Genomic DNA, 24,716 nt, shown 5'->3' with positions numbered 1-24,716 from the left:
CGGCACTTCCAGCATGATGTAGGGGTGAACGGGAGCAGCGCAGACAGCACAGGCGGTCACCACAGCACGCGGACGGACGCCGCGCCCGCCACGGCGTCGGCCCGTCCGCGGGCCGCTGCACCGGCGGCCGGCACCGCCGGCGGAGGTCCGGACCGGGGCGCCGGAGGCGGCTCGGCCCCGCGCCGCCGGGGCGGCCGGGTCCGGATGACCGGCAAGCAGCGGCGCGAGCAGCTGCTGGAGATCGGCCGGACGGTCTTCGCGGAGCGCGGCTACGACGGCACCTCGGTGGAGGAGATCGCCGAGCGCGCCGGGGTGTCGAAGCCCGTGGTGTACGAGCACTTCGGCGGCAAGGAGGGGCTGTACGCGGTGGTCGTCGACCGCGAGATGCAGCTCCTGCTGGACATGGTGACCGGGGCACTGACCGGCGGGCACTCGCGCGAGCTGCTGGAGCAGGCGGCCTTCGCGCTGATGGACTACATCGACACCTCGACGGACGGCTTCCGGATCCTGGTCCGGGACTCCCCGGTGGCCCAGTCGACCGGCACCTTCGCCTCGCTGATCAGCGACATCGCCACGCAGGTCGAGGACATCCTGGGTCTGGAGTTCAAGTCCCGCGGCTTCGACGCCCGGCTGGCCCCGATGTACTCGCAGATGCTGGTCGGGATGGTCGCGCTGACCGGGCAGTGGTGGCTGGAGGTCCGCAAGCCGGACAAGGCGACGGTGGCGGCGCACCTGGTGAACCTCGCCTGGCACGGCCTGGAGGGCCTGGAGCGGCACCCGAAGCTGGTCGGCGAGCGCAAGGGCTGACCGGCCGGACCGAACCGGTTGCCCCACCCCGGCCGGCTCAGTCCGCCCGTTTGGTCCCCACGGCGAAGATCCGCCGGAACGGGAACACCGTCCCGTGCGGCCCGGCCGGGTAGGCCTCGCGCAGCAGCCGCCCGTACTCCGCGAGGAAGGCGGCCCGGTCGGCCGGGTCGGTGAGCCGGGTGAGGACCGGGCGCAGCGCGGTGCCCTTGACCCACTCCAGGACCGGGTCCGGCCCCGGCAGCAGGGTGCGGTAGGTGGTCTCCCAGACGTCCGGGAGGCAGCCGGCGGCGGCCAGGGCGTCGAGGTAGCGCTCGGGCTGGTGCACGCCGGCCCGGACGGCCTCCTCGCCGAGCGCGTCCCGCCAGCGGGCACTGCGGCGCAGGTCGGCGAGCAGGGTGTGGCTGGGGGCCTCGAAGTTGCCCGGCACCTGGAAGGCGAGCACCCCGCCGGGTTCGAGGGCGTCCGCCCAGCGCGGCAGCAGCGCCAGGTGCCCGTCCACCCACTGGAGGGTGGCGTTGGAGACGATCAGGTCTGGCCCGGCCGGGGCCGGGTCGTAGTCACGGGCGTCGGCGAGCAGGTACTCGGCGTCCGGCTCGCCCTCGGTGCGGGCGGTGGCCAGCATCGGGGCGGAGTTGTCGACGCCGGTGAGACGGGCGTGCGGCCACCGCTCGCGCAGTACGGCGGTGGAGTTGCCGGGGCCGCAGCCGATGTCCAGGATCACCTCGGCACCGGGGTGCGGGAGGGCGGGGACACGGGCGAGCAGGTCGCGCAGCGGGCGGGTGCGTTCGTCGGCGAAGCGCAGGTACTGCGCCGGGTCCCAGACGGGAGTGGTCATGGTCCACCTCGAAAGTATCTCGACATCAAGATATCCCGGTTAGCCTCGCTGGCACATTTCTCGATGTCAAGAGACTTCACATCGACACATCCACCGATACACTGATCGTCATGGAGGACGAGGTCGACAGGCTGGTCGCAGCGTGGCGCCGGGAGCGCCCCGACCTCGACGTGGAGCCGCTGGAGGTGCTCAGCCGGGTCAGCCGGCTCGCCCGGCACCTGGACCGCGCCCGCCGTGCCGCCTTCGCCGAGCACGGCCTGGAGCCCTGGGAGTTCGACGTCCTGACCGCCCTGCGGCGGGCCGGCTCCCCGTACCAGCTCTCCCCCGGCCAGCTGCTCACCCAGACCCTGGTCACCTCCGGCACCATGACCAACCGGATCGACCGGCTCACGGGCAAGGGCCTGGTCAAGCGCCTGCCCGACCCGGACGACCGGCGCGGCGTGCTGGTCCGGCTCACCGACGACGGCCGCGACCGCGCCGACCAGGCGCTCGCCGGGCTGCTCGCGCACGAGCGCGAACTGCTCGCCCAGCTCACCTCCGGCCAGCAGACCGAACTCGCCGCGCTGCTGCGGCTGCTGGTCGCCCCGTTCGACAACATCCCGGGCTGACGACGGCTCCCGGGCCTGCGCGCGGACTCGGGCTCGGGCTTGGACTCGGGCGCGGACTCGGGCTTGGACTCGGGCGCGGACTCGGGCTTGGACTCGGGCGCGGACTCGGGCGCGGGCTCGGACTCGGGTTCCGCCTCAGGGCCGGTCGACGGTGCCGACCACCGAGGGCGGCGGAGGCGCGGCCGGCTCCGCGGGGCTGACCCCGGCCCGGCGGGCGACCGCGACGGCCGCCAGCGTGGAGTGCACCCCGAGCTTGCCCAGCACGTTCTGCATGTGCGTCCGGACGGTGTGCGGCGACAGGTAGAGCCGCTCCGCGACGGCCTGCCGGCCGAGGCCCGCGACCATGCAGCGCAGGATCTGCTTCTCCCGCGGGGTGAGGGTGTCCACCAGCCGCTCGCTCTCGGTGCGGTCCCGCCGGGCGGTGGTGAGCTCGCGGATCACCCCGGTGAGCAGCGCGGGCGGCAGGTGCGTCTCGTCCCGCAGCACGCCCCGGATCACCGCGAGCAGCCGGGCCAGCGAACTCTCCTTGGCCACCCAGCCGGTGGCGCCCGCGTGCAGGGCACGGGCGGCGCGGTGCGGATCGTCGGCGGTGGCCAGGACGATGGCGCGCAGCCCGGGGTGGGTGCGGCGGAGCCGGGCCAGCAGGGTGATGCCGTCGGGCGGCGGGGCGGCGGATCTGAGCTGGTCGCCGCGCAGCGGGTCCACCACAGGCCGGACGCCGGGCGGCGGCCCGCCCGACAACGGAACCGGCGCCCCCGGCGGTACGGCCGGCCGGCGCGGCTGCGGCACGGGCGTGGCGGCGCGGCCGCGCCGGGCCTCCTCGGAGTGCTCCGCACCGGGACGACGGCGGGCGTGCGCTCCGCCTGCTCCCGGCACTCCCGGCACTCCGTGCGGACCGGCGACTCCGGGCCCGCCGGGTAATCCGGCCGTGCCGGCTGCTCCGAACGCTCCGGCCGGACCGGCCGCCTCGGCGCCGAGGTCGGCGTCGATCAGTGCCACGTCGTAGGCGCGACCCTCGCCGGCCGCACGCTCCAAGGCCCGCTCGGCGGCGGCGGCGCTGCCGGCCGCCCCCACCTCCACGTCCGGCTCGGCGGCCAGCGCCGCCGCCAGCGCCTCGGCGAAGATCCGGTGGTCGTCGACCACCAGGACGCGAATCCGCCCCATCGTCCCTCCCCCTGCTCACACCGCCCGAGCCCGGGGGCGGGGACCGGTCCGGCATCCGCGTTCCGGACCCTCCGCTCCGCCCGCCCACCGGCGGCCGGTGAGGCCGAAAGGGCGCCGGCCCCCACCGGTACCGCACTCAGCCTACGGGGCGGGAAACGCGCTCGTGGCGATTCGGTGAAGTTTCGTCAGAAGATGCGTGAGTGACGGGACTTGAACCGCCTGACCGCTCGCCGAGGGCGTCGCTCCCGGAGGTTCCGGGAGCGACGCCACGGGCGGTCGGGCCTACCGCTCCCCAACCGGCCCTTCCTCGGCGGCCGTTGCTCACCGGCCGTTGCTCACCGGCCGTTCTTCGCCAGGGTGAACGTCCAGGCGTCGGCAACGATCTCGTCCAGGTTCGGACGGCGCGGGGTCCAGCCCAGCGTCTCGTGGGCACGGGTGGCCGAGGCCACCAGCACCGCCGGGTCACCGGCCCGGCGGCCGGCGACCTGCACCGGGATCTCCCGGCCGGTGACGCGCTTGACCGACTCGATCACCTCGCGCACGGAGAAGCCGCTGCCGTTGCCCAGGTTGCAGATCAGGTGCTCGCCCGGCTTGGCCGCGTCCAGCGCCAGCAGGTGCGCCTCGGCCAGGTCGGCGACGTGGATGTAGTCGCGGATGCAGGTGCCGTCCGGGGTCGGGTAGTCGTCGCCGTACACCGCGATGTGCGGACGCTGCCCCAGCGCGGCCTGGAAGACCAGCGGGATCAGGTGCGACTCGGGGTCGTGCCGCTCACCGTACGCACCGTACGCACCGGCCACGTTGAAGTAGCGCAGCGAGACGGCGGCCAGGCCGTGCGCGACGGCCTCACTGGTGATCAGGTGGTCCACCGCGAGCTTGGTGGCGCCGTAGGTGTTGGTCGGCGCGGTACGGGCGGTCTCGGCGATCGGCACGGCCTCCGGCTCGCCGTACGTGGCGGCGGTGGAGGAGAAGACCAGCTTGCGCACGCCCGCCGCGCGCATCGCGCTGATCAGCTCCAGCGAGCCGGCCACGTTGTTGCGCCAGTACTTCTCCGGGTCCGTGACCGACTCGCCGACCTGCGAGGAGGCGGCGAAGTGCAGCACGCCGTCGAAGGAACCGTCCAGCACCTTGTCGGCCTGCTGGATCCGGCCCTCGACGAACTCGGCACCGGCCGGGACACCCTCGCGGAAACCGGTGGAGAGATCATCCAGGACGGTCACCTGGTGCCCCGCCTCCAGCAGGTGGGCGGCGACCACACTGCCGACGTAGCCGGCGCCACCCGTGACCAGGTACTTACTCATGTTGCGACCTCCAGCGAACGACGGTCCGCCCGGTCGGGCGGAAGCCATCGACGGAATGCGTACGACTGGTCATTCTCCCAATCCCATTGGGGTGCTCCGGACCACGGCTTCCGGCCTTCTCGCCTGGCCCTCAGCCGTCGGACACCCGGCGCTACCCCGGGGCCTCCACAGGTTCTGTCCACCGGCCCCGTCCGTCGGGCCTGTCCGTCCGCCGGCCCCTCAGCCCCCGGCCATCCGCTCCAGCAGACCGGTGCGCGCCGCCACCGCCGCCGCCTCCAGGCGGGTCCGCGCGCCAAGCTTCATCAGCACCCGCTGGACGTGCGTCCGGGCGGTGCTGGCGGCGATCCGCATCCCGGCGGCGATCGCCGCGGTGTCCTCGCCGTCCGCGATCCGGGCCAGCACCTGCACCTCACGGCGGGTCAGCAGCCGCAGCAACCGCACGGCCTCGTCGTCCGGCTCGGCCGCGGGGCGCAGCAGTTGGTCGAAGGCCCCGCGCAGGATGTCCACCGCGACCGCGGCCTCACCAGCGCGCGCCCGCCCGATGGCCCGCTCGACCACCTCGATCCGCTCGTCGCTGGGCACGTACCCGGCCGCGCCGGCCGCGAACGCCCCTGCCACTCCGTGCAGTTCGCCCACCGGGCCGAGCACGATCACGGCCACCTCGGGGCGCTCGCGACGAATCCGGCGCAGCCCGTCGAAGGCGCCCGCCTCCCCCGGCGCCGCCACCCCCAGCAGACACACCTCGGGCCGCCGTCCGACCACCAGGTCGGCGGCGACGCCGGCCGGGGAACCGACCGCGAGTACCCGGTGGCCGCGCAGCTGAAGTGCGGTGGCCAGTGCCTCGGCCAGCAGCCGGTGGTCGTCCACCACCACGAGTCGAACACCCATGACGCCCTCCCGGTCGGGGTCCGGCTCGCGCCTGCACCCCTCGGGCAGGCGGCCGATGACGCACCATCACAGCGCATTCCGTACCCGACCCGCTAGGCCGTGGCGTGTCGGCGGTACGGAACCGGCCGGGGAACGCGAAAGACCCTCGCCGTGAGGCGAGGGTCTTTCGATGGAGCCCCCATGCGGAATCGAACCGCAGACCTTCTCCTTACCATGGAGACGCTCTACCGACTGAGCTATAGGGGCTTGCCAGGCTTTTCACCGGGCCGGTCGAACAAGGAAGACATTACACGGCTGCAGGCCCGGAAGGGAAATCGGCCCCCACCCCGCCCGCTCCCACGCTCTCAGCCCTCGGCGTGCGCCGCGTCGAACTCCTCGCGGGCCGCCATCATCCGGCCGGCGCGGTGCTCCGTCCACCGGCCGACCGGCGCGAGCAGCTCGGCCAGCTCACGGCCGAGCGGCAGCAGGTCGTAGACCACCCGCGGCGGCGTCTCCGGAAAGACCGTACGGAGCACCAGGCCGCTGCGTTCCAGGTTGCGCAGGGACTGGGTGAGCATCTTGCGGCTGACCCCGCCGACCCCGCGCTGGAGTTCGGAGAAGCGCTGCGGCCCGCACCCGAGGAGGCTCATCAGGATCAGCATCGACCACTTGTCGGCCAGCTCGGCGAACACGTCGCGGCTGGGACAGAGCCGGGCGAACACGTCGCACTCCTGCCCGTCGCGCACTTCCCGCTCCGCGGGCTGTCCGGCCCGGACCCGGGCCGCTTCCTCCGTCGTCATGGATCCAGGGTAGCCCCGAGGTCTCCAATCCAGCCTTGGTAACCAATAGAGACCTAGTCTATATTGGAGACCGATCGAGGCCGCGGACCACCGCGGCGTGCCTGCCCCGTCCCGACCCCTGCCCGCCGGCCCGCGCCCGTCCCCCTGGAGTCCCGCATGACCGCCATCCGTCCGACCGTCGCCCTCGCCTACCACTCCGGCTACGGCCACACCGCCGTGATAGCCGAGGCCGTCGCCCGTGGCGCCGCCGCCGCAGGTGCCGAGGTCGTCCTGATCGCCGTCGACACCATCACCGAGGAGCAGTGGGCCCAGCTGGACGCCGCCGACGCGATCGTCTTCGGCTCCCCCACCTACATGGGCACCGCCTCCGGCGCCTTCCACGTCTTCGCCGAGGCCACCAGCAAGCGCTGGTTCACCGACGCCTGGAAGGACAAGGTCGCGGCCGGCTTCACCAACTCCGCGTCCAAGAGCGGCGACAAGGCGAGCACCCTCGCTTTCTTCCAGACCCTCGCCGCCCAGCACGGCATGAGCTGGGTCAACCTCGGCCTCAAGCCCGGCTGGAACGCCACCACCGCCTCCGAGAACGACCTCAACCGGCTCGGCTTCTTCAACGGTGCCGCCGCCTCGTCCCCGTCCGACGCCGGCCCGGAGGCCGTCCACAAGGCCGACATCGCCACCGCCGAGCACCTGGGCGAGCGCGTCGCCCGGCACACCGCCGTCGTGCTCGCCGGCCGCGCCGCACTGGCGGGCTGAACCCCCGCACACCTACGCCGCCGGGTCCGCCCCCAGCCGGGGCGCCCGGCGGCGTCCGCCGTCCACCGACCCGAGCTCCGCACCGGTGTTCTCCGGCAGCATCCGCAGGCACGCCAGGGCCAGCACACCCAGCACCGCCAGGTACCAGCCCACCGGCTGCGCCGTCCCGTACGCCCCGGTCAGCCGGGTGGCCACCAACGGCGTCGTCGCCCCGCCGACCACCCCGCCCAGGTTGTACGTCAGCGCCGCGCCCGTGTAGCGCACCCGGGTCGGGAACAGCTCCGGCAGGAACGCCGCCAGCGGCCCGAACAGGCAGCCCAGCACCACCATCGCCCCCGCCAGCGCACCGAACATGAGCGGACGGCTCACCGTCTCCAGCAGTGGGAACAACACCAGCGACCAGACCGCGGCCAGGCCCGTCGCCCACCCCAGGGTCCGCCGCCGCCCCCACCGGTCACTGTGCGAGGCGCTCAGCCACACCGTCACGGCCATGCCCACCGCGCCGGCCAGCAGCATCGACAGCACCACCGTGCTCGCCACCCCGAGCCCGGTGGTCGCGTACGCCAGCGCGTACGTCGTGGTCAGGTAGAACAGCGCGTACCCCACGGTGATCGCCCCGCTGCCCGCCAACACCGGGCGCCAGTGCTCGCGCAGCACCTCCAGCACCGGCAGCCGATCCCGGCGCTCCTCCGTCCGGAACAGCAGCGACTCCTCGACCCGCAGCCGGACGAACAGCCCCACCACGACCATGACGAACGAGGCCAGGAACGGCACCCGCCAGCCCCACGCACGGAACGCCCCTTCGTCCAGGCCGAGTTGAAGCGCCAGGAACACCCCGTTCGCCAGCACGAACCCGATCGTCGGCCCCAGCTGCAGGAACCCCCCGTACCGCCCCCGCCGCCCGGGCGGCGCGTTCTCCGCGATCAGCAGCGCCGCCCCGCCCCACTCGCCGCCCAACCCGACGCCCTGACACACCCGCAGCACCACCAGCGCCGCCGGCGCCCACCACCCCCACACCCCGAACCCCGGCAACAGCCCCACCGCCGCCGTCGCCAGCCCCATCAGCAGCAACGACACCACCAGCGTCGCCTTCCGCCCCACCCGGTCCCCGAAGTGCCCGAACACCACCGCCCCCACCGGCCGGGCCAGGAACGCCACCGCGTACACCGAGAACGCCGCCAACAGCGCCCCCACCGTGCCCAGCCCGGGAAAGAACACCGGCCCGAACACCAACGCGGCCGCCGTCCCGTAAATGAAGAAGTCGTAGAACTCGATCGCCGTCCCGATCAGCGCCGCAGCCGCCGCCCGCCGCACCTGCCCGACCTGCCCGACCTGCCAAGCACCCTCCGCATCCATACCACCAACCCTCACCACCCCGCCCCACCCTCACCAGCCCCCACCCGAGTGACCGCGGCGCACACCCGCCGCCCCACGCCCCCGACATGCGCGAGGGCGCCAGGTTCCCCTGACGCCCTCACACATGTCATCGACTCGCGTACGCGCCTACCTCGCGTACGGGTTGTCCTCCGGCGGCACCGGCGGCTGGTACGACGGCGGAGGCGGAGGCACCGCCCCCATCGACTGCTGCGACGGCACCGGCGGGACCTGGGCCACCTCGGGCTGCGCGGCCGGCCTCCGCCGCCTCAGCACGGCGAACACCACGCCCGCCACCAGCACCAGCCCGGCCGCCACACCCCCCACGATCGGCAGAGTGCTGCTGGAACCCGACGTCTTCTCCGCCTTCGGCTGCGCAGACGGCACGCCAACCGCCACATCGGTCGGACTCTCAACCGGGGCCGGCACCGCCGACGCGGAAGCAGGTGCACTCGGCGGAGCCACCGACGGCGTAGCCGCATCGGCCGGAAGCGGCGACACGTTCGCAGGGCCCGGATCGCCCGGATCCGTCAGAGCGATTCGCGGCCGCACTGCCCCGTAACCGATGAGATCGTTGCGGGCGGCGCCTTCATTCGCCTTCCCCGCAGTATTGATGAGCACCCGCAGGACCTGGTTCCCCGTCCAGTCCGGATGCGCCGCCCACACCAATGCCGCCGAGGCCGACACCACGGCGGTCGAGTCCGACGTACCGTGACCCTTGCAATAGCCCGTAGACGATGTGCAAGCCGCGATCATGTCCATCCCAGGCGCTACAAGTACGACTTGCGGGCCCCGTTCGGACTCTGCCGTAACAGTTCCGTTTCGATCCGAAGCTCCGACGCCGACCACCCCGGGGAGCGCGCCAGGATACTCGATCGGATTCCCCTTCTCAGCTTCGTTCCCGACCGCAGCAAATACCAAAACTCCCTTCCCTCTGGCCGCCGCGATGACCCCGCTAAATTTCGCCACATCTGCCGGGAGAGCCGTTACCGCGTCAATCCCTTGCGAAATACTGATAACCTTTGCGCCTTGGTCAACGGCGTAATTGACGGCCTGCCCGATCTGATCCAGGAAGTCGGTCGAAACGAGCGACCCGACCTTTCCAGAGTTGATCTTCAGCGGGAGGATCTTGACGCCAGGAGCCAGACCCAGTGCGCCGGTCCCCGCGTTCCCCTTGCCGGTCCCAGCGATGAGGCTGGACATACTCGTGCCGTGGCCGTCCGCGAAGGACCCCACACCACCGGGGCTCCCACTGAAGTCCTTGCCCGGCAGGAATTGCCCCTCCAGGTCAGGGTGATCCAGTTTGAACCCGCTGTCGATGACCGCGACAGTGATGCCCTGTCCCTTGGTGACCTTCCACATCTCCGAGGCGTGCATCGCCTCCAGATGCCACTGCTGCTGCCGAATCGTGTCCTCGGCGACCGCGGGCGCTGCGACCGGGCCGACCACGATTCCCGCCGCCAGAAGTGCCGCAGCAGCAGCCCGCCAACGCGCTCGCGCGTTCGTCCGCCCCATCACAACTCCTCGTCAATCTCTCCGTCGACCGGGAAGCGCGCCCCGAACAAGCCTGCCCGGCCACTGGGGAGGCCCAGTGGCCGGGCAGTCATTGCCGTCCTACTCAATCACGTCCGGGTTGCTGTGCGGCGTACCGCTCGTCCAGGTCTCCTCGTCCTCGTGCAGGTAGTCGGCCCGCTTGCGGCGGTCACGCTCGTTCCGGCCGCCGTGACCCGCCATTCCAGGCGCCATCATGCCGTTCTGCCTAGGCTGCGTACCGCCCTCGGCAGCACCCGCCGCGCGGTTGCGCAGGCCCGTACCGCCAGGAGTGAACTCCCCGCCCGCGGTCGGTCCCTTGCGACCTCCCACCGTCCCGCCGGTGGTCGAGGCCAGACCTCGGCCGCGCGATCCGCCGCCGGCGCCGACCGCCCCACCGTGGGCGCCGCCCATGCCGGGGTGCATGCCACCACCCATGCCGGCCGGCCCGCCGACCCGGCCGCCGCCCGGTCCTGCCTCACGGGCACCGAAGACCGTCCCACTGGGCAGCCCCGGGGTGCCGCTCTTCCCCTGCCCCGGACCACCGCCGAACGGGGTTGTACGCGGCTGGATCTGGCCGCCGCCCTTGTTCTGGAACGTCCCGCCGCCCGGTCCGACCCGGCCCGGAACCGGGCCGCCACCGGGGACGCCGGGTCCGGTGTTCGGGCCACTCGGCCCGTTCGGGTAGCCGGGGAGGCTGGTCGGTCCGTCCGTGGGCACCTGGCCGCCGCCGGGGCCGTACGGGCCGGTCTGGGTGGGCAGGGTCGGCGCGGGGGGCAGGCTGTTGAGGTCGGTGCCCGGACGGTTGACCGGGTCCGACGGGTAGGACGGCGGGGTCGAGATCCCCGGGTCCTGCGGCGCGGGCGGCAGCTGGCCTCCACCGCCGTGCGGCGGGGTCGGGGTGTTACCCGGGTTGGACGGGCCAGGACCGCCCAAGCCCGGGTCACGGGGCAGGACCTTTCCTCCGCCGTAGCCTCCGCCGCCGGACGGGTTGGACCCGCCATCGACGCTTCCACCGCGCAAACGGGGGCTGCGAACTGAGCCGCCAGAACCCGCCGAGCCACCACTGCCGCCCGAAACAGTCGACGAATCGCCCTTGTCGGCGCCATCACCAGGCGTCCCCGGCAGCACCACATCCGAAGGAATCCCGTTCAGCGTCGTCGTCGCCGCGCTGTACGCCTGTGCCAGCTTCTCCATCTGGAGAACGGCTTCCTGGTGCTCCTTCTCGACCTTCGCCTTGGCCAGGCTGAACTCCGTCGCCGTCACCCACTTGGGGTCGACCGTTTTCATGTAGGCATCGACGGACTGACCGACGGCGAGTTGGGGCACCTTCACCAGGTTCGACTGGCTGTTGTACTTGTTGACCGCTTGGATCTCCGTCTTCGGAGGCTCCGGCACGGCGACCTTTGCGGTACTGAGCGCCTCGCCGGCCTGGTGCATCGCGTCACCGGCCGTCGCAGCGTGGTCGCCGATGATCTGCGCCGACTGCTGCAGGTTGTTGACCCAGGTCTTGAAGTTCTCGGCAGCCGGCCCTTCCCAGGTGACGTTTCCGACGTGCGACTTGAGCGCCGCACTCAGCTCCTTCAGCACCCGTCCGGCCGACTGCAGTTGGGTGCCGCGGCTGAGGATCGTCGTCGGATCCGTACTGTCCACCATCTTGCGCAGGTGGGCGTGTTCCATGCCTTCGAAGTTCGTGCTGGCTGCCACTACTTGCTCCCCGTCTCCCCGTAGAACTCTCCCCGGACCGCCATTAGTACTTGCCGTCGCCCGATCCCGGTGCCGACGTGGTGACACCCGCGTTCTTGGCGACGGCGTTCTGTGCAGCCGTCGTGTGGTCCTCGTTGGTCCCGTAGATGCTCGCCGTCCGCGAAACCGCCGTCTGCATCGCCTGGATCTGCGACGCAAGGTCCTTGTGCAGCTGGACGAGCTGGGCGTGCACCTTCTCGTAAGCGCTGGTCAGGGCCGTCGCTTCGGCGAACTCCGCGCTCGCGAAGCTCTTGCCCGTCAGCTTCTGCTCCTGGAGCTTGTACGGCGCCGCCGCCGAGCCCTCCATGGCGGCGAGCAGGGCCTCGACCTTCCCGGCGAACGTCGTGAGCGTGTCGAGCTCGACCTTGACGTTCTGCTTCCCGAAGGCCGCCACCAGGTCCCCGGCGCTGACGTTGGTCTGCACCGTGCTGACGATGGGGGCGACGTTGATCCCGCCCAGGGGCCATGGAAGCTTCTGCTCCAGCATGAACGGCGTCGTGTCCCCCGAAGGGTTCGCCGGTGCAGGAGTCTCCGACCCGTTCCCGTTACCTTCTGCCACAGCAGTTCACCTCTCCCCCGTACGGCCGGCCGCGCCCGGGTCGTCCCCGGGCCGCTCCGGGCCGCAAACACACCGTCAACTTCTGGGTCGTACCGTTCTGGTCGGCGCACCGTCCGCCCTGTGGACGGTTTCCGCCTCCGTCATCGTAGCCACCACCCCCGTCGGACCGGCAGGGCCCTTGGCCCGCCCGTACGCGATCGGTACGAACTTGACACGTACGAGCCGTCACAGCGGCCCTGGGTAGACTGACCCGGTACGCCCCATCTGCCGCGCAATGTCGCACAGCAGCGACCCAAGGCCGCAGAACGGACGTGACCGCGTGAGCTCCTCCGACGCCTCCCCCTCCCCCTGGTGGGCCCGTGCTGCGCGGCCCGCGCGGCCGCCGGTTCCGGTGGCGCTGATGGCGCGGGCGGCGGTGGGCATGGCGGTGCCGTTGGCGGTGGGGCTGCTGGCGCACCGGCTGGACCTGGGGGTGTTCGCCGGGCTCGGGGCGATGCACGCGACGATGAACGACCGCGTCGAGCCGGGCAGGCTTCGGACCGCCCGGATCGGGACGGCCGTCCTCGCCTCCGCGCTCGGCATGCTGATCGGCACCGCCCTCCAGCACGCCGACGCGGACGGCCTCGTCCTGGGTGTCGCGCTGACGCTGACCGCCTTCGCCTCCGGCGCACTGAGTGCGACCGGTCCGCGCGGTTCGGCGGCCGGGATGCTGCTGCTGGTGTCGGCCGCGCTGGGCAGTGGGATGCCGCTGCCGCAGCCGTGGTGGGCGGCGGCGCCGATGCTGCCGGTCGGGGCCGCGTTCGTGGTGCTGCTCGGGTTGCCGGCGGGGGCACCGAACCGGCCCGCCGCGGATCCGCGCAACCGGGCGCTGGCCGCCGCGTACGACGCGCTCGGCCGCACGCTCGCCGACCTGGGCGGCCCGCGGGCGGCCGCCTCGCGCCAGGTGTTGACGGCCCGTCTGAACCAGCTCCAGGACCTCCTCGGCACGAGCCACCGGGACCGCCGGGGCCACCGGGACCACAGCGACCACCGGGACCACCGGGACCGCCAGGACCGCCGCAGCCGGATGTACGAGGCCGCCCTCGCCGCCACCGAGGCGGCGACCGGCCTGCTGTGGGCCCGCCGCCCGGTCCCGCCGGAGGTGGCCGAGGTCCCGAACCGGCTGGCGGCCGCCGTGCGGCAGGGCGGCGGCGAGGTCGCCGTCCCGGACTGGCGGCCCGACACCCCGTCGCGGCAGGCCCTGGACGTGGCGCTGCGCGCCGCCGCCGACACCGTGGCCGGCCGCGACACCCGACTCGGCACCGCCCCCGCGCCGCCGCCGGACCCCTGGCGGCTGCGGGCGCGGCTGCTGTCCCGGGGTTCGGTCCGGTACGGGCTGCGGGTCGCGCTGTGCATCGCGGCCGGTTCGGCGGTCACCGCCAACTACCCGCTCAGCAAGAGCTACTGGGTGCCGATGACGATCGCCTTCGTGCTCAAGCCGGACCTCGGCTCGGTGTTCCTGCGCGCGGTGAGCCGCTCGGTCGGCACGGTGCTCGGGGTGGCCGTGACCGCGGCGCTGCTCGTGGTCACCACCGACGAGTGGGCGCTGACCGCGATGGCCGCCCTCTGCGTGGCCCTGCTCCCGTACGCCACGGCGGCGCACTACGGGCTGAACACCGTGGTGATGACGCCGATGGCGCTGGTCCTGCTCCAGCTGGGCGGGCAGAGCAGCGCCGCCGAGTTCTGGCCCCGGGTCCTGGACACCGTGCTGGCCAGCGCGGTCGTCCTGCTTCTCGGCTGCCTGCTGTGGCCGGAGCGTCCGCGCCACCGGATCGAGCCCAAGCTGGTCGACGCGGCGACGGCGCTGCGGGCCTACCTCGACTCCGTCCTCCGGAACGGCAACGCCCAGGTGTGGCTGCGCCGTACGGCCTACCGGTCGCTGGCGGACGCCCGCCGGGAGGTGCAGCAGGGGCTGGCCGAGCCCCCGCCCACCGGCCGGCTGGCCGAGCGGTGGCTGCCGGCGACGGCGGCGCTGGAGCGGCTGGGCGGCGCGGTGGCGGCCTTCGCGGCGCAGATCCGGTACGGCGGCCGGGTGCCGGACCCGGCCGAGGTCGACCGGGTGCGGCAGGCGCTGGACGAGCTGACCGCCGCCGCCCGGGCGCACCGCCCGCCGACGAACCCGGCGGCCGGTCCGACCGCCCCGCACGACCCGACGCGCAGCGCACTGGGCCGTGCGGCGGAGGAGCTCGAAACGCTCCTCCGAACCGGCTGACCCGGCTCAGACCTGCTCGGCCAACTCCAGCCAGCTCATCTCCAGCTCCTCCTTCTCCTCCCGGACCGCGCGCAGCTGCGTGTCCATCTCCGCGACCTTGGAGAAGTCGGCGGCGTGCTCGGCGAGTTGGGCGTGCAGCTTGGACTCCTTCTCGTCCAGCTTGGCGATCTGCCGCTCAAGCTTCTGCATCTCCTTCTTCGCCGCCCGCAGGTCCCCGCCGGACAGCGCAGGAGCAGCACCCTCGGCAGCCGAAGCGCCCGAGCCGCCCGAGACCCCCGACGCGCCCAACGCGCCCGACGCGCCCGACGCGGCCGGAGCGGCAGCGGGTACCGCGGCGGCCATCCGGGCCCGGCGCTCCAGGTACTCGTCCACGCCGTTCGGCAGCATCCGCATCTTCTTGTCGCCGAGCAGCGCCTGGACGGTGTCCGTGGTGCGCTCGATGAAGAAGCGGTCGTGGCTGATGACGATCATCGAGCCGGGCCAGCCGTCGAGCAGGTCCTCCAGCTGGTTGAGCGTCTCGATGTCCAGGTCGTTGGTGGGCTCGTCCAGGAACAGCACGTTGGGCTCGTCCATCAGCAGCCGCAGCAGCTGGAGCCGGCGCCGCTCGCCACCGGAGAGGTCGCCGACCGGCGTCCACTGCTTGTCCTTGCCGAAGCCGAACTGCTCGCACAGCTGGCCGGCGCTCATCTCCCGGCCCTTGCCGAGGTCGACCCGCGAGCGGACCTGCTCGACGGCCTGGAGCACCCGGGTCGCCGGGTCCAGCTCGGCGACCTCCTGCGACAGGTAGGCCAGCCGCACGGTCTTGCCGACCTTGATGACGCCCGACGCCGGCTGGACGTCGCCCTCCGAGGCGTACGCGTCGCGCAGGGCGCGCAGCAGCGAGGTCTTGCCGGCGCCGTTGACGCCGAGCAGACCGATCCGGTCGCCGGGGCCGAGCTGCCAGGTGACGTTCTCCAGCAGCAGCTTCGGGCCGGCCTTGACGGTCACGCCCTCCAGGTCGAAGACCGTCTTCCCGAGCCGCGCGTTGGCGAACTTCATCAGCTCGGACTTGTCGCGCGGCTCCGGCACGTCCGCGATCAGGGCGTTGGCGGCCTCGATCCGGTAGCGCGGCTTGGACGTGCGGGCGGGGGCGCCGCGGCGCAGCCAGGCCAGCTCCTTGCGGGCCATGTTCTGGCGCTTCTGCTCCTCGACGGCCTCGATCCGGGAGCGCTCGGCGCGGGCGAAGACGTAGTCGGAGTAGCCACCCTCGTACTCGTGCACCTCGCCGTGCTGGACGTCCCACATCCGGGTGCAGACCTGGTCGAGGAACCAGCGGTCGTGGGTGACGCAGACCAGAGCAGAGCGGCGCTTCTGGAGGTGCGCGGCGAGCCAGTTGATGCCCTCGACGTCGAGGTGGTTGGTGGGCTCGTCGAGGATGACCAGGTCGGGCGAGCCGAGCAGCAGCTTGGCGAGGGCGATCCGGCGGCGCTCACCACCGGAGAGCGGGCCGATGACGGTGTCCAGGCCGTCGGCGAAGCCGGGCAGGTCGAGGCCGCCGAAGAGGCCCTCGATGATGTCGCGGATGCGGGCGTCGCCGAGCCACTCGTGGTCGGCCCGGTCGGCGATCACCTCGTGCCGGATGGTGGCCTCGGGGTCGAGCGAGTCGTGCTGGGTGAGGACGGCCATCTGCAGCCCGCCGGAGTGGGTGATCCGGCCGCCGTCCGGCTCCTCCAGCTTGGCGAGCATCCGGATCAGGGTGGTCTTGCCGTCGCCGTTGCGGCCGACGACGCCGATCCGGTCGCCCTCGCTGACGCCCAGGCTGACCGCGTCCAGCAGGGTGCGGGTGCCGTAGACCTTCGTGACGGACTCGATGGTGGCGAGGTTGACGGCCACGTGTGCTGCGCTCCTGGGTTCGGCGGTCGCGGGGCGGCCCACCGCTCGACGGCCGGGCACCCCTCTCGGGGACACCCCGATCTCTCCAGCCTAATGGGCCCGCCGCAGCACCTTCACCGCGTCAGCCCGCGACGGAGGCCCCCGGCACCGGCCCGTGGGTGGCGTGCGCGGTCCGGCAGGTGCCGGAGGCCCTCAGTGCTTCGGCCACCACGGCGGCGGCCTCGGCGTCCTTGGCCAGGAAGGCGCAGGTCGGCCCGGAGCCGGAGACCAGCGCCCCGAGCGCGCCCGCCTCGGTGCCGGCCCGCAGGGTGGCGGCGAGCGCGGGGCGCAGCGAGAGCGCGGCGGGCTGGAGGTCGTTGGCGAGCGCGGCGGCCAGGGCGACGGCGTCGCCCTCGGCGAGCGCGGCGAGCAGCGCCGGGTCGGCGTCCGGGGTGGGGACGTCGGTGTCGCTGGAGCCGGTGCCGGCCTCCTCGCGCAGCCGGTCGCACTCGCGGAACACGGCGGGGGTGGACAGGCCGCCCTCGGCGACCGCGAAGACCCAGTGGAAGGTGCCCCCGACGGCCAGCGGCTCCAGGATCTCGCCCCGGCCGCGGCCCAGTGCGACGCCGCCGAGCAGGGCGAACGGCACGTCGGAGCCGAGTTCGGCGGCCAGCTCCAGCAGCACCGGAAGCGGGGTGTCCAGCTGCCAGAGCGCGTCGCAGGCGACCAGTGCGGCAGCGCCGTCGGCGCTGCCGCCGGCCATCCCGCCGGCCACCGGGATGGCCTTGGCGATGTGCAGGTGCACGCCCGGGTCGGCGATGCCGTGGTGGGCGGCGAGCCGCCGGGCGGCGCGGGCGGCGAGGTTGCTGTCGTCCAGCGGGACGACGGCGGCGTCCGGCCCGGAGCAGCTCAGCGTCACGCCCTCCCCGTCGGTGGCGGTGACCTCGTCCCCGAGGGCGACGGCGAAGAAGACGTTGGCCAGGTCGTGGAAGCCGTCGGCGCGCAGCCCGCCGACCCCCAGCTGGACGTTGACCTTGGCCGGTACCCGGACGGTGATCACGCGGACTCCTCGGTCGTGTGCTCGGCGGGCTTGTGCTCGGCAGTCTCGTGCTCGGCGGGCTTGTGCTCGGCGGGCTTGTGCTCGACGGTCTTGTCCCCGGCGGGCTTGTGCTCGGCGATCGCGGCGAACTGCTCCACCGTCAGCATCTCGCCGCGCAGCTTGTGGTCGATGCCGGCCGCCGCGAGCGCCTGCTCGGCCCCGGCGGCGGAGCCCGCCCAGCCGGCCAGCGCGGCGCGCAGGGTCTTGCGCCGCTGGGCGAACGCGGCGTCGACCACCGCGAACACCTCCTCGCGGCTGGCGCTGGTCTTCGGCGGCTCGCGGCGGATCAGCGAGACCAGCCCGGAGTCGACGTTGGGGGCGGGCCAGAACACGTTCCGCCCGATGGCGCCGGCCCGCTTCACGTCGGCGTACCAGTTGGCCTTGACCGACGGGACTCCGTACACCTTGTTGCCCGGCTTGGCGGCGAGCCGGTCGGCGACCTCGCTCTGCACCATCACCAGGGTCCGCTCGATGCTGGGGAAGGTCGCCAGCATGTGCAGCAGGACGGGCACCGCGACGTTGTACGGGAGGTTGGCGACCAGCGCGGTGGGCGCCGGCCCGGGCAGCTCGGTGACCTCCATGGCGTCGCTGAACACCAGGTCGAACGAGTCCGCCTTGCCCGGCATCCGGGCCGCGACGGTGTCCGGCAGGTGCTGCGCCAGCACCGGGTCGATCTCGACCGCGGTCACGTGCCGCGCCACCTCCAGCAGCGCCAGCGTGAGCGAGCCGAGCCCGGGCCCGACCTCCACCACCGCGTCCTGCTCCGTCACCTCGGCGGCGCGGACGATCCGCCGCACGGTGTTGCCGTCGATGACGAAGTTCTGCCCGCGCTGCTTGGTCGGCTTCACGCCGAACGCGGCAGCCAGCTCCCGGATGTCGGCGCTGCCCAGCAAGGGGGTCCCCCCGGCCGGAGGCTGGGGGCGGCTGTCAGGGGTGGGGTCGGTGGTGCTCACGCGCCAAGGATACGGGCGCCGGAGGTGCCCTCCGGACTCGCCGATCCGAAGGGCACCGCTCGGTCCGGATCAGTGGCCGGAGGCGGGGCTCAGTAGCCGAAGGCCCGGGCGGTGTTCGCCGCGATGGCCGCGGACAGCTCGTCCTCGGCCAGCCCCAGGGTGGCGGCCATCGAGCGCACCGTGACCGGGATCAGGTACGGGGCGTTCGGGCGGCCGCGGTAGGGGTGCGGGGTGAGGAACGGGGCGTCGGTCTCGACCAGGATCCGGTCCGGCGGGGTGGCGAGCAGGGCGTCGCGCAGCGGCTGGTTGGCCTTGAAGGTGACCGGGCCGGCGAAGGAGAGGTACCAGCCGTTCTCGGCGCAGGTCTTCGCCATCTCCGCGTCGCCGGAGTAGCAGTGGAAGACCGTCCGTTCCGGGGCGCCCTCCTCCAGCAGGACGGCGATGACGTCCTCGTGGGCGTCCCGGTCGTGGATGACCAGGGCCTTGCCGTGCCGCTTGGCCATCTCGATGTGGCGGCGGAACGACTCCTTCTGGATCTCCACGCCCTCCGGCCCGGTGCGGAAGTAGTCCAGGCCGGTCTCGCCGACCGCCACCACCTGCGGCAGTGCGGCGAGCCGGTCGATCTCGGCGAGCGCCTCGTCCAGCGCGGCGGCGCCGCCGGCCTTCCGCTGCTGCCCGGACCAGCCTCCCCCAGCCCCAGAGGGCTGGGAGGTGCCCCCATGGTCGCCGAGGAAGATCCGCGGCGCCTCGTTGGGGTGCAGGGCGACGGCCGCGTGCACCTGCTCGTACTGCGCCGCCAGTTCGGCGGCCCAGCGCGAGCCGGGCACGTCGCAGCCCACTTGGACCACCGTGGTGACCCCGACCGAGGCGGCCTTCGCCAGGCCCTCGGCCGGGGTGCCGGACTGCATGTCCAGGTGGGTGTGCGAGTCGGCCACCGCCACCGAAAGGGGTTCCGGCAGCGGCGGCGGGGTCGACCGGTCGTCCTTGGCGGCCATGTCAGGCGGTCGGCTTCTCTTCGAGGCGCGGGAAGAGGATCTCGCCCTTGGTGACGGTGGCACCGGCGGGCAGCCGGCCCCAGTCGGCCACGGTGGCGACGGTCTGCGCGGAGAGCGCGCCCAGCCCGGCGGCCTCGGCGCCCAGCGAGGCCCACAGCTTCTCGGCGGTGGACGGCATCACCGGGTTGAGCAGCACGGCGGTGGCGCGCAGTGCCTCGGCGGCGGTGTAGAGGATGGTGGCCAGGCGGGCCCGGCCCTCGGCCGAGTCGTCCTTGGCGACCTTCCAGGGCTCCTGCTCGGTGAGGTAGCCGTTGACCTGCTTGACGAACTCGAAGATCGCCGCGAGGCCGCCGGCGAAGTCCAGCTCCTCGCCGATCTTCCGGTCGGCCGTCTCGACGGCCCTGGTCAGCCCGTCCGCCACGGCCTGCTCGGCGTCGCCCGCGGCAGTGGCGGAGGGCAGCACCCCGTCGAAGTACTTGCCGACCATCGCGGCGACCCGGGAGGCCAGGTTGCCGAAGTCGTTGGCCAGCTCGGAGGTGTACCGGGCGGTGAAGTCCTCCCAGGAGAACGAGCCGTCGGTGCCGAACGGGATCGCCCGCAGGAAGTAGTAGCGGTACGCGTCCACCCCGAAGTGCGAGGTCAGGTCGGTGGGCGCGATGCCGGTCAGGTTGGACTTGGACATCTTCTCGCCGCCGACCATCAGCCAGCCGTTGGCCACGACCCGCTTGGGCAGCGGCAGTCCGGCGGCCATCAGCATGGCGGGCCAGATGACGGCGTGGAACCGCAGGATGTCCTTGCCGACCAGGTGGACGGAGGCGGGCCACAGCTCGGCGAAGCGCTCCGGGTCGCTGCCGTAGCCGGCCGCGGTGATGTAGTTCTGCAGCGCGTCGACCCACACGTAGAGGACGTGCTTCTCGTCCCAGGGCAGCGGCACGCCCCAGTCGAAGGTGGAACGGGAGATCGAGAGGTCCTTGAGGTCCTGCTCGACGAAGCGCAGCACCTCGTTGCGGGCCGAGGCCGGCTGGATGAAGTCCGGGTTCGCCGCGTAGAACTCCAGCAGCTGCGGGCCGTAGGCGGAGAGGCGGAAGAAGTAGTTCTCCTCCTCCAGCCACTCGACCGGCCGCTTGTGCACGGAGCAGAGCTTCTCGTCCGCGGTCGCGCCGTCGAGCAGCTCGGACGGGAGCTTGAACTCCTCGCAGCCGACGCAGTACGGGCCGGAGTAGCCGCCCTTGTAGATCTCGCCCTTGTCGTACAGGTCCTGGACGAACTCCTGCACCCGGGCGGTGTGCCGCTCCTCGGTGGTGCGGATGAAGTCGTCGTTGGCGATCTCCAGGTGCTCCCAGAGCGGCTTCCAGGCCTCCTCGACCAGCTTGTCGCACCACTCCTGCGGGCTGACGCCGTTCGCCTCGGCGGTCCGCATGATCTTCTGACCGTGCTCGTCGGTACCGGTCAGGTACCACACCTTCTCGCCGCGCTGGCGGTGCCAGCGGGTGAGGACGTCGCCCGCCACGGTGGTGTACGCGTGGCCCAGGTGCGGGCGATCGTTGACGTAGTAGATCGGGGTGGAAACGTAGTACGCCGGGGCGCTCGCCCCGGTGGTGCTGTGGTCTGCAGTGGCCGCCATGGTCGGAAAGCTTAGTCGGGCGCGCGGACCGCCCTCGACCGAGTTGTCTCCCGGCCGGGGGCGGTCCCTCCTGCGTCGCCCCGGTGTCAGCCCAGCAGCCGCGACCAGAACCGGGCCCAGCGTCCGCGCGGCTGGACGGGCTCGACCACCGGGGGCGTCCCGGCCGGCTCGGCGTGCGCCGGGTAGCCGGGGGCGTGCTGCCACGGCTGGTCCGCGGAGGCCACCCGGCCCTCGCGCATGATCCGAACGGTGTGGCCGCCGCACCCCGGGCAGGTCGGCTTGAGCAGCGGGGACGGCACCCGGACGCCGTTGGCGTGGTACTCGAACACGACGTGCCCGTCCCTGGCCACGTGGTGCTCGATGTCGTACGCCTGCTCCCATCCGTACGCGCAGCGCAGGCACGCGAAGGAGTAGGCCTCCCGTACGGTCTCGACGGGAGTGTGCGGCCGGCCGGCCAGGCCGGCCGTGCTCAGCGCATTGCCACCGCGGGGGCTGCCGACAACATCGCTCATAGCCGTCTCCCAGCGCCCGCCGGACGTTCGTCCGGCTGGGTCTTTCCCTTCCAGGAAATGCCCGGACCGCCTCGGCCGATGCCCCACTTGTGAAGACTTGGATGCGGGTTGGGCAGCCCTATACGAAGGGCCTCCCCAGGACCGAGAACCGCGACCGAAACTTCAGCTCAGCGGGTGTTTACCGGGGCCTTCCCTCCAAGGTACGACTCCCCGCGAGCAACGCAAGCCCCGGAATTCACCCCTTTCCCGGGCCGCCCCCCAGGCCTTCCTTCTTCGCCGCCACAACCGCGTCGAAGACCTCCCGCTTGGGCAGCGAGAGTTCCGCCGCGACGGCCGCGATGGCCTCCTTGCGGCGCTCCCCGGCCTCCTCGCGGACGGCCACCAGCCGGGCCAGCTCGGCCGGGGTCAGTTCCTGCGGCGCGGCCGGCGGGGCGCCGGCGACCACGACGGTGATCTCGCCCTTGACGCCTTCGGCCGCCCAGGCCGCGAGCTCGCCGATCGGCCCGCGCTTGACCTCCTCGTAGGTCTTGGTGAGCTCGCGGCAGACGGCGGCCGGCCGCTCCGGCCCGAACGCCTCGGCCATCGCCGTCAGCGCCTCGGCGATCCGGTGCGGCGCCTCGAAGAAGACCATGGTGCGCGGCTCGGCGGCGATCGAGGTGAGCTGCCGGGCCCGGTCGCCGCTCTTGCGCGGCAGGAAGCCCTCGAAGGTGAAGCGGTCCACCGGCAGGCCGGACAGCGCGAGCGCGGTGAGCACCGCCGAGGGTCCGGGCACCGCGGTGACCTTGACGTCGGCGGCCACGGCGGCGGCGACCAGCCGGTAGCCGGGGTCGGAGACCGAGGGCATGCCGGCGTCGGTGACCAGCAGCACCCGGGCGCCGCCGAGCAGCGCCTCGACCAGTTCGGGGGTGCGGCCGACCTCGTTGCCCTCGAAGTAGGAGACCACCCGTCCCGCCGGGGTCACCCCGAGTGCCTGGGTGAGCCGGCGCAGCCGCCGGGTGTCCTCGGCCGCGATCACGTCCGCCGTGGCCAGTTCGTTGACCAGCCGGGGCGGGGCGTCCGAGACGTCGCCGATGGGGGTGCCTGCGAGAACGAGTACTCCTGTCACGGTCCCCATCCTTGCAGCTGCCGAGCGCCCAGGGCTTTTGGTGACGATTCGGGCAGCTTCCGAGGGAGCGGACACGCGTGCGAGAAGCGCCCCTACGATGTGGCGGATGAACGGCGACACGGCGGCGCAGACGCCCACTGGTACGGACCACTCCGCGTACGGCGGCGTCGGCCTGCCGTCCCCCCGCTCACCACGGACCGGGCCCGCCGACTGGCGCGAACGCCTGGCCCGGTTCGGCTACACCGCCCGTCCCGCGGGGACGCTCACCGAGCGCCTGGCGCCGCCGATGCCGGACGACCCCCGGGTGACGCCCCGGGACGTGCCGCAGTCGCCGCTGCTGCTGCGGATGGGCGTCTCGCTGCCGCAGGGCCTGTGGTTCTTCCTCTGCCGCTGGGCCGGCTGGCTGGGTCCGATCGCGGTGGCGGTGTTCGCCGGCGTCCTGCGGTTCACCGACCTCGGGCAGCCGAACGCGATCATCTTCGACGAGACGTACTACGCCAAGGACGCCTACGCGCTCTGGCACGGCGGCTACGAGATCAGCTGGCCGGAGGACGCCAACACCACGATCATGACGCCGGGCGCCGCCGTCCCGTACCGGGCGACGCCCTCGTACGTGGTGCACCCGCCGGTGGGAAAGTGGATCATCGGCGCGGGCGAGCAGCTGTTCGGCATGAACCCCTTCGGCTGGCGGTTCGCGGTGGCCCTGCTCGGCACCCTGTCGGTGCTGATGGTGGCCCGGATCGCCCGCCGGATGTTCCGCTCCACGCTGCTCGGCTGTGTGGCGGGCCTGCTGCTCTCGGTGGACGGCCTGCACCTGGTGCTCAGCCGGGCGGCCCTGCTCGACCTGGTGGTGATGTTCTGGACCCTCGCCGCCTTCGGCTTCCTGCTGCTGGACCGCGACCGCACCCGGGCCCTGCTGGCCCGGAGACTGGGCGGGATCGAGAACCCGCAGCTCGCCCAGCGGCTGAACCTGGGGTGGCGCCCGTACCGGATCGCGGCCGGCGTCTGCGTCGGCCTGACCTGCGCCACCAAGTGGAGCGGCCTGTACGTCATGGCGGCCTTCGGCCTGCTGACCGTGCTCTGGGACGTCGGCGCCCGCCGCCTGGCCGGCGCCCCGCGCCCGTTCCTGGCCGTGCTCGCCCGGGACGTGGTGCCGGCCTTCGTCTCGGTCGTCGTGGTCTCGGCCGCGGTCTACGTCGCGTCCTGGTGGGGCTGGTTCGCCAGCAGCACCGCCCCCGGCCAGGGCGGCTGGGGCCGGGACTGGGCGGCCGGGCGCTCCACCGACTTCCCGTGGATACCCGAGGGCCTGCGCGCCCTGTGGCACTACCACTCGACGGTCTACGACTTCCACGTCGGCCTGAGCGACCCGCACACCTACCAGTCCAACCCGTGGTCCTGGCTGGTGCTGGGCCGGCCGGTGTCCTTCTACTACGAGTCCCCCAAGTACGGCCAGTCCGGCTGCACCGCCGCCGACTGCGCCCGCGAGGTGCTGGGCATCGGCACCCCGCTGCTGTGGTGGACGGGCGTCGCGGCGCTGGCCTACTGCCTGTGGCGCTGGGCGGCCCGGCGGGACTGGCGGGCGGGCGCGCTGCTCTGCGGCCTGGCCGCCGGCTACCTGCCCTGGTTCGCCTACCAGCAGCGGACGATCTTCCTCTTCTACGCGGTGGTCTTCGTCCCGTTCCTGGTGCTCGCGGTGACGATGCTGATCGGCGCCCTGATCGGCCCGGCCGGCGCCTCCCGGGACCGCCGGATCATCGGCTCCGCGGCGGCCGGCCTGCTGGTCCTGCTGATCGTCTGGAACTTCCTGTTCTTCTTCCCGCTGTTCACCGGGCAGACCATCCCGCTGGAGGACTGGCGCCGACGGATGTGGTTCAACACCTGGATCTGATCCGCCGCCCCGTGCACACCGGGTTCCCGCGAACCGTCCGTATGCGGTGCACGACACGTACCAGATCCGTCACAAGTCCCGGGCGATTCGCCGGCGC

21 protein-coding genes and 1 tRNA gene are annotated in these 24,716 nt (G+C 72.9%); 5 read left to right on the top strand and 17 right to left on the bottom strand.

Annotated features, from left to right (window positions below):
• Positions 1 to 204: 204 nt before the first annotated feature.
• The gene (locus ACIRRH_RS03875) at positions 205 to 807 is read left to right on the top strand and encodes a TetR/AcrR family transcriptional regulator (RefSeq protein ID WP_224285115.1); all 603 of its coding nucleotides are present in this window, start codon (positions 205 to 207) and stop codon (positions 805 to 807) included.
• Between the two features lie 37 nt (positions 808 to 844).
• Here ACIRRH_RS03875 and ACIRRH_RS03870 read toward each other — a convergent pair whose 3' ends face one another.
• Positions 845 to 1,642 (bottom strand): methyltransferase domain-containing protein, encoded by a 798-nt coding sequence (locus ACIRRH_RS03870; RefSeq protein ID WP_403061333.1) that lies wholly within the window; start codon positions 1,640 to 1,642, stop codon positions 845 to 847.
• Positions 1,643 to 1,752: 110 nt separating this feature from the next.
• Here ACIRRH_RS03870 and ACIRRH_RS03865 point away from each other — a divergent pair, with 110 nt between their 5' ends.
• The gene (locus tag ACIRRH_RS03865) at positions 1,753 to 2,250 is read left to right on the top strand and encodes a MarR family winged helix-turn-helix transcriptional regulator (RefSeq protein WP_387749532.1); all 498 of its coding nucleotides are present in this window, start codon (positions 1,753 to 1,755) and stop codon (positions 2,248 to 2,250) included.
• A gap of 135 nt (positions 2,251 to 2,385) precedes the next feature.
• Here ACIRRH_RS03865 and ACIRRH_RS03860 read toward each other — a convergent pair whose 3' ends face one another.
• The 5 genes from ACIRRH_RS03860 to ACIRRH_RS03840 all read right to left on the bottom strand — a co-directional run bounded on the left by ACIRRH_RS03860 (position 2,386) and on the right by ACIRRH_RS03840 (position 6,379).
• Entirely contained in the window at positions 2,386 to 3,414 is a 1,029-nt protein-coding gene (locus ACIRRH_RS03860) for a LuxR C-terminal-related transcriptional regulator (protein ID WP_403061330.1), read from the bottom strand.
• A 335-nt stretch (positions 3,415 to 3,749) separates the two neighbouring features.
• Positions 3,750 to 4,712 (bottom strand): UDP-glucose 4-epimerase GalE, encoded by a 963-nt coding sequence (gene galE, locus ACIRRH_RS03855; protein ID WP_403061327.1) that lies wholly within the window; start codon positions 4,710 to 4,712, stop codon positions 3,750 to 3,752.
• Positions 4,713 to 4,931: 219 nt separating this feature from the next.
• Complete coding sequence (locus ACIRRH_RS03850; RefSeq protein WP_403061324.1) at positions 4,932 to 5,600, bottom strand: LuxR C-terminal-related transcriptional regulator; 669 nt, start codon at positions 5,598 to 5,600, stop codon at positions 4,932 to 4,934.
• 170 nt (positions 5,601 to 5,770) lie between these two features.
• Positions 5,771 to 5,846: transfer RNA gene (locus tag ACIRRH_RS03845), tRNA-Thr, on the bottom strand.
• Positions 5,847 to 5,944: 98 nt separating this feature from the next.
• Positions 5,945 to 6,379: a winged helix-turn-helix transcriptional regulator gene (locus ACIRRH_RS03840; RefSeq protein ID WP_403061322.1), complete on the bottom strand. Its 435-nt coding sequence runs from the start codon at positions 6,377 to 6,379 to the stop codon at positions 5,945 to 5,947.
• Between the two features lie 156 nt (positions 6,380 to 6,535).
• Here ACIRRH_RS03840 and ACIRRH_RS03835 point away from each other — a divergent pair, with 156 nt between their 5' ends.
• A complete protein-coding gene (locus tag ACIRRH_RS03835) occupies positions 6,536 to 7,132 on the top strand; it encodes a flavodoxin family protein (protein ID WP_403061319.1) in 597 nt (198 codons plus the stop codon).
• 12 nt (positions 7,133 to 7,144) lie between these two features.
• On the opposite strand, the gene ACIRRH_RS03830 is transcribed toward ACIRRH_RS03835, so the two are convergent.
• From ACIRRH_RS03830 to ACIRRH_RS03815, 4 genes are all read right to left on the bottom strand, one after another.
• Positions 7,145 to 8,488, bottom strand: coding sequence for an MFS transporter (locus ACIRRH_RS03830; RefSeq protein ID WP_403061316.1), 1,344 nt, complete (start codon positions 8,486 to 8,488; stop codon positions 7,145 to 7,147).
• A 147-nt stretch (positions 8,489 to 8,635) separates the two neighbouring features.
• The gene (locus ACIRRH_RS03825) at positions 8,636 to 10,021 is read right to left on the bottom strand and encodes a S8 family serine peptidase (RefSeq protein WP_403061314.1); all 1,386 of its coding nucleotides are present in this window, start codon (positions 10,019 to 10,021) and stop codon (positions 8,636 to 8,638) included.
• 99 nt (positions 10,022 to 10,120) lie between these two features.
• The gene (locus ACIRRH_RS03820) at positions 10,121 to 11,830 is read right to left on the bottom strand and encodes a hypothetical protein (protein ID WP_403061311.1); all 1,710 of its coding nucleotides are present in this window, start codon (positions 11,828 to 11,830) and stop codon (positions 10,121 to 10,123) included.
• Complete coding sequence (locus ACIRRH_RS03815) at positions 11,787 to 12,269, bottom strand: hypothetical protein (RefSeq protein WP_403061308.1); 483 nt, start codon at positions 12,267 to 12,269, stop codon at positions 11,787 to 11,789. Before ACIRRH_RS03815 ends, ACIRRH_RS03820 begins: the two co-directional genes overlap by 44 nt.
• Before the next feature lie 391 nt (positions 12,270 to 12,660).
• On the opposite strand from ACIRRH_RS03815, the gene ACIRRH_RS03810 reads away from it, so the two are divergent.
• Positions 12,661 to 14,592, top strand: coding sequence for an FUSC family protein (locus ACIRRH_RS03810; protein WP_403061305.1), 1,932 nt, complete (start codon positions 12,661 to 12,663; stop codon positions 14,590 to 14,592).
• A 6-nt stretch (positions 14,593 to 14,598) separates the two neighbouring features.
• On the opposite strand, the gene ACIRRH_RS03805 is transcribed toward ACIRRH_RS03810, so the two are convergent.
• The 7 genes from ACIRRH_RS03805 to rsmI form a co-directional block, all read right to left on the bottom strand.
• Positions 14,599 to 16,464, bottom strand: coding sequence for an ABC-F family ATP-binding cassette domain-containing protein (locus ACIRRH_RS03805; protein WP_403061302.1), 1,866 nt, complete (start codon positions 16,462 to 16,464; stop codon positions 14,599 to 14,601).
• A gap of 121 nt (positions 16,465 to 16,585) precedes the next feature.
• Complete coding sequence (locus ACIRRH_RS03800; RefSeq protein WP_403061299.1) at positions 16,586 to 17,503, bottom strand: 4-(cytidine 5'-diphospho)-2-C-methyl-D-erythritol kinase; 918 nt, start codon at positions 17,501 to 17,503, stop codon at positions 16,586 to 16,588.
• Entirely contained in the window at positions 17,500 to 18,495 is a 996-nt protein-coding gene (gene rsmA / locus ACIRRH_RS03795; RefSeq protein WP_403061297.1) for a 16S rRNA (adenine(1518)-N(6)/adenine(1519)-N(6))-dimethyltransferase RsmA, read from the bottom strand. The genes ACIRRH_RS03800 and rsmA overlap by 4 nt, the downstream gene beginning before the upstream one ends.
• An 89-nt stretch (positions 18,496 to 18,584) precedes the next feature.
• Positions 18,585 to 19,490, bottom strand: a complete 906-nt coding sequence (locus tag ACIRRH_RS03790; RefSeq protein ID WP_403061294.1) for a TatD family hydrolase — start codon at positions 19,488 to 19,490, stop codon at positions 18,585 to 18,587.
• Position 19,491: 1 nt separating this feature from the next.
• Positions 19,492 to 21,114, bottom strand: a complete 1,623-nt coding sequence (metG, locus tag ACIRRH_RS03785; protein ID WP_403061291.1) for a methionine--tRNA ligase — start codon at positions 21,112 to 21,114, stop codon at positions 19,492 to 19,494.
• Between the two features lie 86 nt (positions 21,115 to 21,200).
• Positions 21,201 to 21,626 carry a hypothetical protein gene (locus ACIRRH_RS03780; protein WP_403061288.1) on the bottom strand — a complete coding sequence of 142 codons (426 nt, stop codon included), beginning with the start codon at positions 21,624 to 21,626 and terminating at the stop codon, positions 21,201 to 21,203.
• A 235-nt stretch (positions 21,627 to 21,861) separates the two neighbouring features.
• A complete protein-coding gene (gene rsmI / locus ACIRRH_RS03775) occupies positions 21,862 to 22,731 on the bottom strand; it encodes a 16S rRNA (cytidine(1402)-2'-O)-methyltransferase (RefSeq protein WP_403061286.1) in 870 nt (289 codons plus the stop codon).
• Between the two features lie 97 nt (positions 22,732 to 22,828).
• On the opposite strand from rsmI, the gene ACIRRH_RS03770 reads away from it, so the two are divergent.
• On the top strand, positions 22,829 to 24,619 hold the full coding sequence (locus tag ACIRRH_RS03770) for a dolichyl-phosphate-mannose--protein mannosyltransferase (protein WP_403061283.1): 1,791 nt from the start codon (positions 22,829 to 22,831) through the stop codon (positions 24,617 to 24,619).
• The last annotated feature ends 97 nt before the right edge of the window (positions 24,620 to 24,716 follow it).

Origin of the sequence: Kitasatospora sp. NPDC101235 (assembly GCF_044767505.1) — a bacterium.
Classification (GTDB): domain Bacteria; phylum Actinomycetota; class Actinomycetes; order Streptomycetales; family Streptomycetaceae; genus Kitasatospora.
This window is presented reverse-complemented; position numbering and strand designations above follow the sequence as displayed.

Excerpts from the sequence above, each read along its gene's own strand:
- ACIRRH_RS03875 (WP_224285115.1), top strand. The coding sequence starts at position 205 with ATGACCGGCAAGCAGCGGCGCGAGCAGCTGCTGGAGATCGGCCGGACG.
- ACIRRH_RS03870 (WP_403061333.1), bottom strand. The coding sequence starts at position 1,642 with ATGACCACTCCCGTCTGGGACCCGGCGCAGTACCTGCGCTTCGCCGAC.
- ACIRRH_RS03865 (WP_387749532.1), top strand. The coding sequence starts at position 1,753 with ATGGAGGACGAGGTCGACAGGCTGGTCGCAGCGTGGCGCCGGGAGCGC.
- ACIRRH_RS03860 (WP_403061330.1), bottom strand. The coding sequence starts at position 3,414 with ATGGGGCGGATTCGCGTCCTGGTGGTCGACGACCACCGGATCTTCGCC.
- galE (WP_403061327.1), bottom strand. The coding sequence starts at position 4,712 with ATGAGTAAGTACCTGGTCACGGGTGGCGCCGGCTACGTCGGCAGTGTG.
- ACIRRH_RS03850 (WP_403061324.1), bottom strand. The coding sequence starts at position 5,600 with ATGGGTGTTCGACTCGTGGTGGTGGACGACCACCGGCTGCTGGCCGAG.
- ACIRRH_RS03840 (WP_403061322.1), bottom strand. The coding sequence starts at position 6,379 with ATGACGACGGAGGAAGCGGCCCGGGTCCGGGCCGGACAGCCCGCGGAG.
- ACIRRH_RS03835 (WP_403061319.1), top strand. The coding sequence starts at position 6,536 with ATGACCGCCATCCGTCCGACCGTCGCCCTCGCCTACCACTCCGGCTAC.
- ACIRRH_RS03830 (WP_403061316.1), bottom strand. The coding sequence starts at position 8,488 with ATGGATGCGGAGGGTGCTTGGCAGGTCGGGCAGGTCGGGCAGGTGCGG.
- ACIRRH_RS03825 (WP_403061314.1), bottom strand. The coding sequence starts at position 10,021 with ATGGGGCGGACGAACGCGCGAGCGCGTTGGCGGGCTGCTGCTGCGGCA.
- ACIRRH_RS03815 (WP_403061308.1), bottom strand. The coding sequence starts at position 12,269 with ATGCTGGAGCAGAAGCTTCCATGGCCCCTGGGCGGGATCAACGTCGCC.
- ACIRRH_RS03790 (WP_403061294.1), bottom strand. The coding sequence starts at position 19,490 with ATGGCCGCCAAGGACGACCGGTCGACCCCGCCGCCGCTGCCGGAACCC.
- metG (WP_403061291.1), bottom strand. The coding sequence starts at position 21,114 with ATGGCGGCCACTGCAGACCACAGCACCACCGGGGCGAGCGCCCCGGCG.
- ACIRRH_RS03780 (WP_403061288.1), bottom strand. The coding sequence starts at position 21,626 with ATGAGCGATGTTGTCGGCAGCCCCCGCGGTGGCAATGCGCTGAGCACG.
- ACIRRH_RS03770 (WP_403061283.1), top strand. The coding sequence starts at position 22,829 with ATGTGGCGGATGAACGGCGACACGGCGGCGCAGACGCCCACTGGTACG.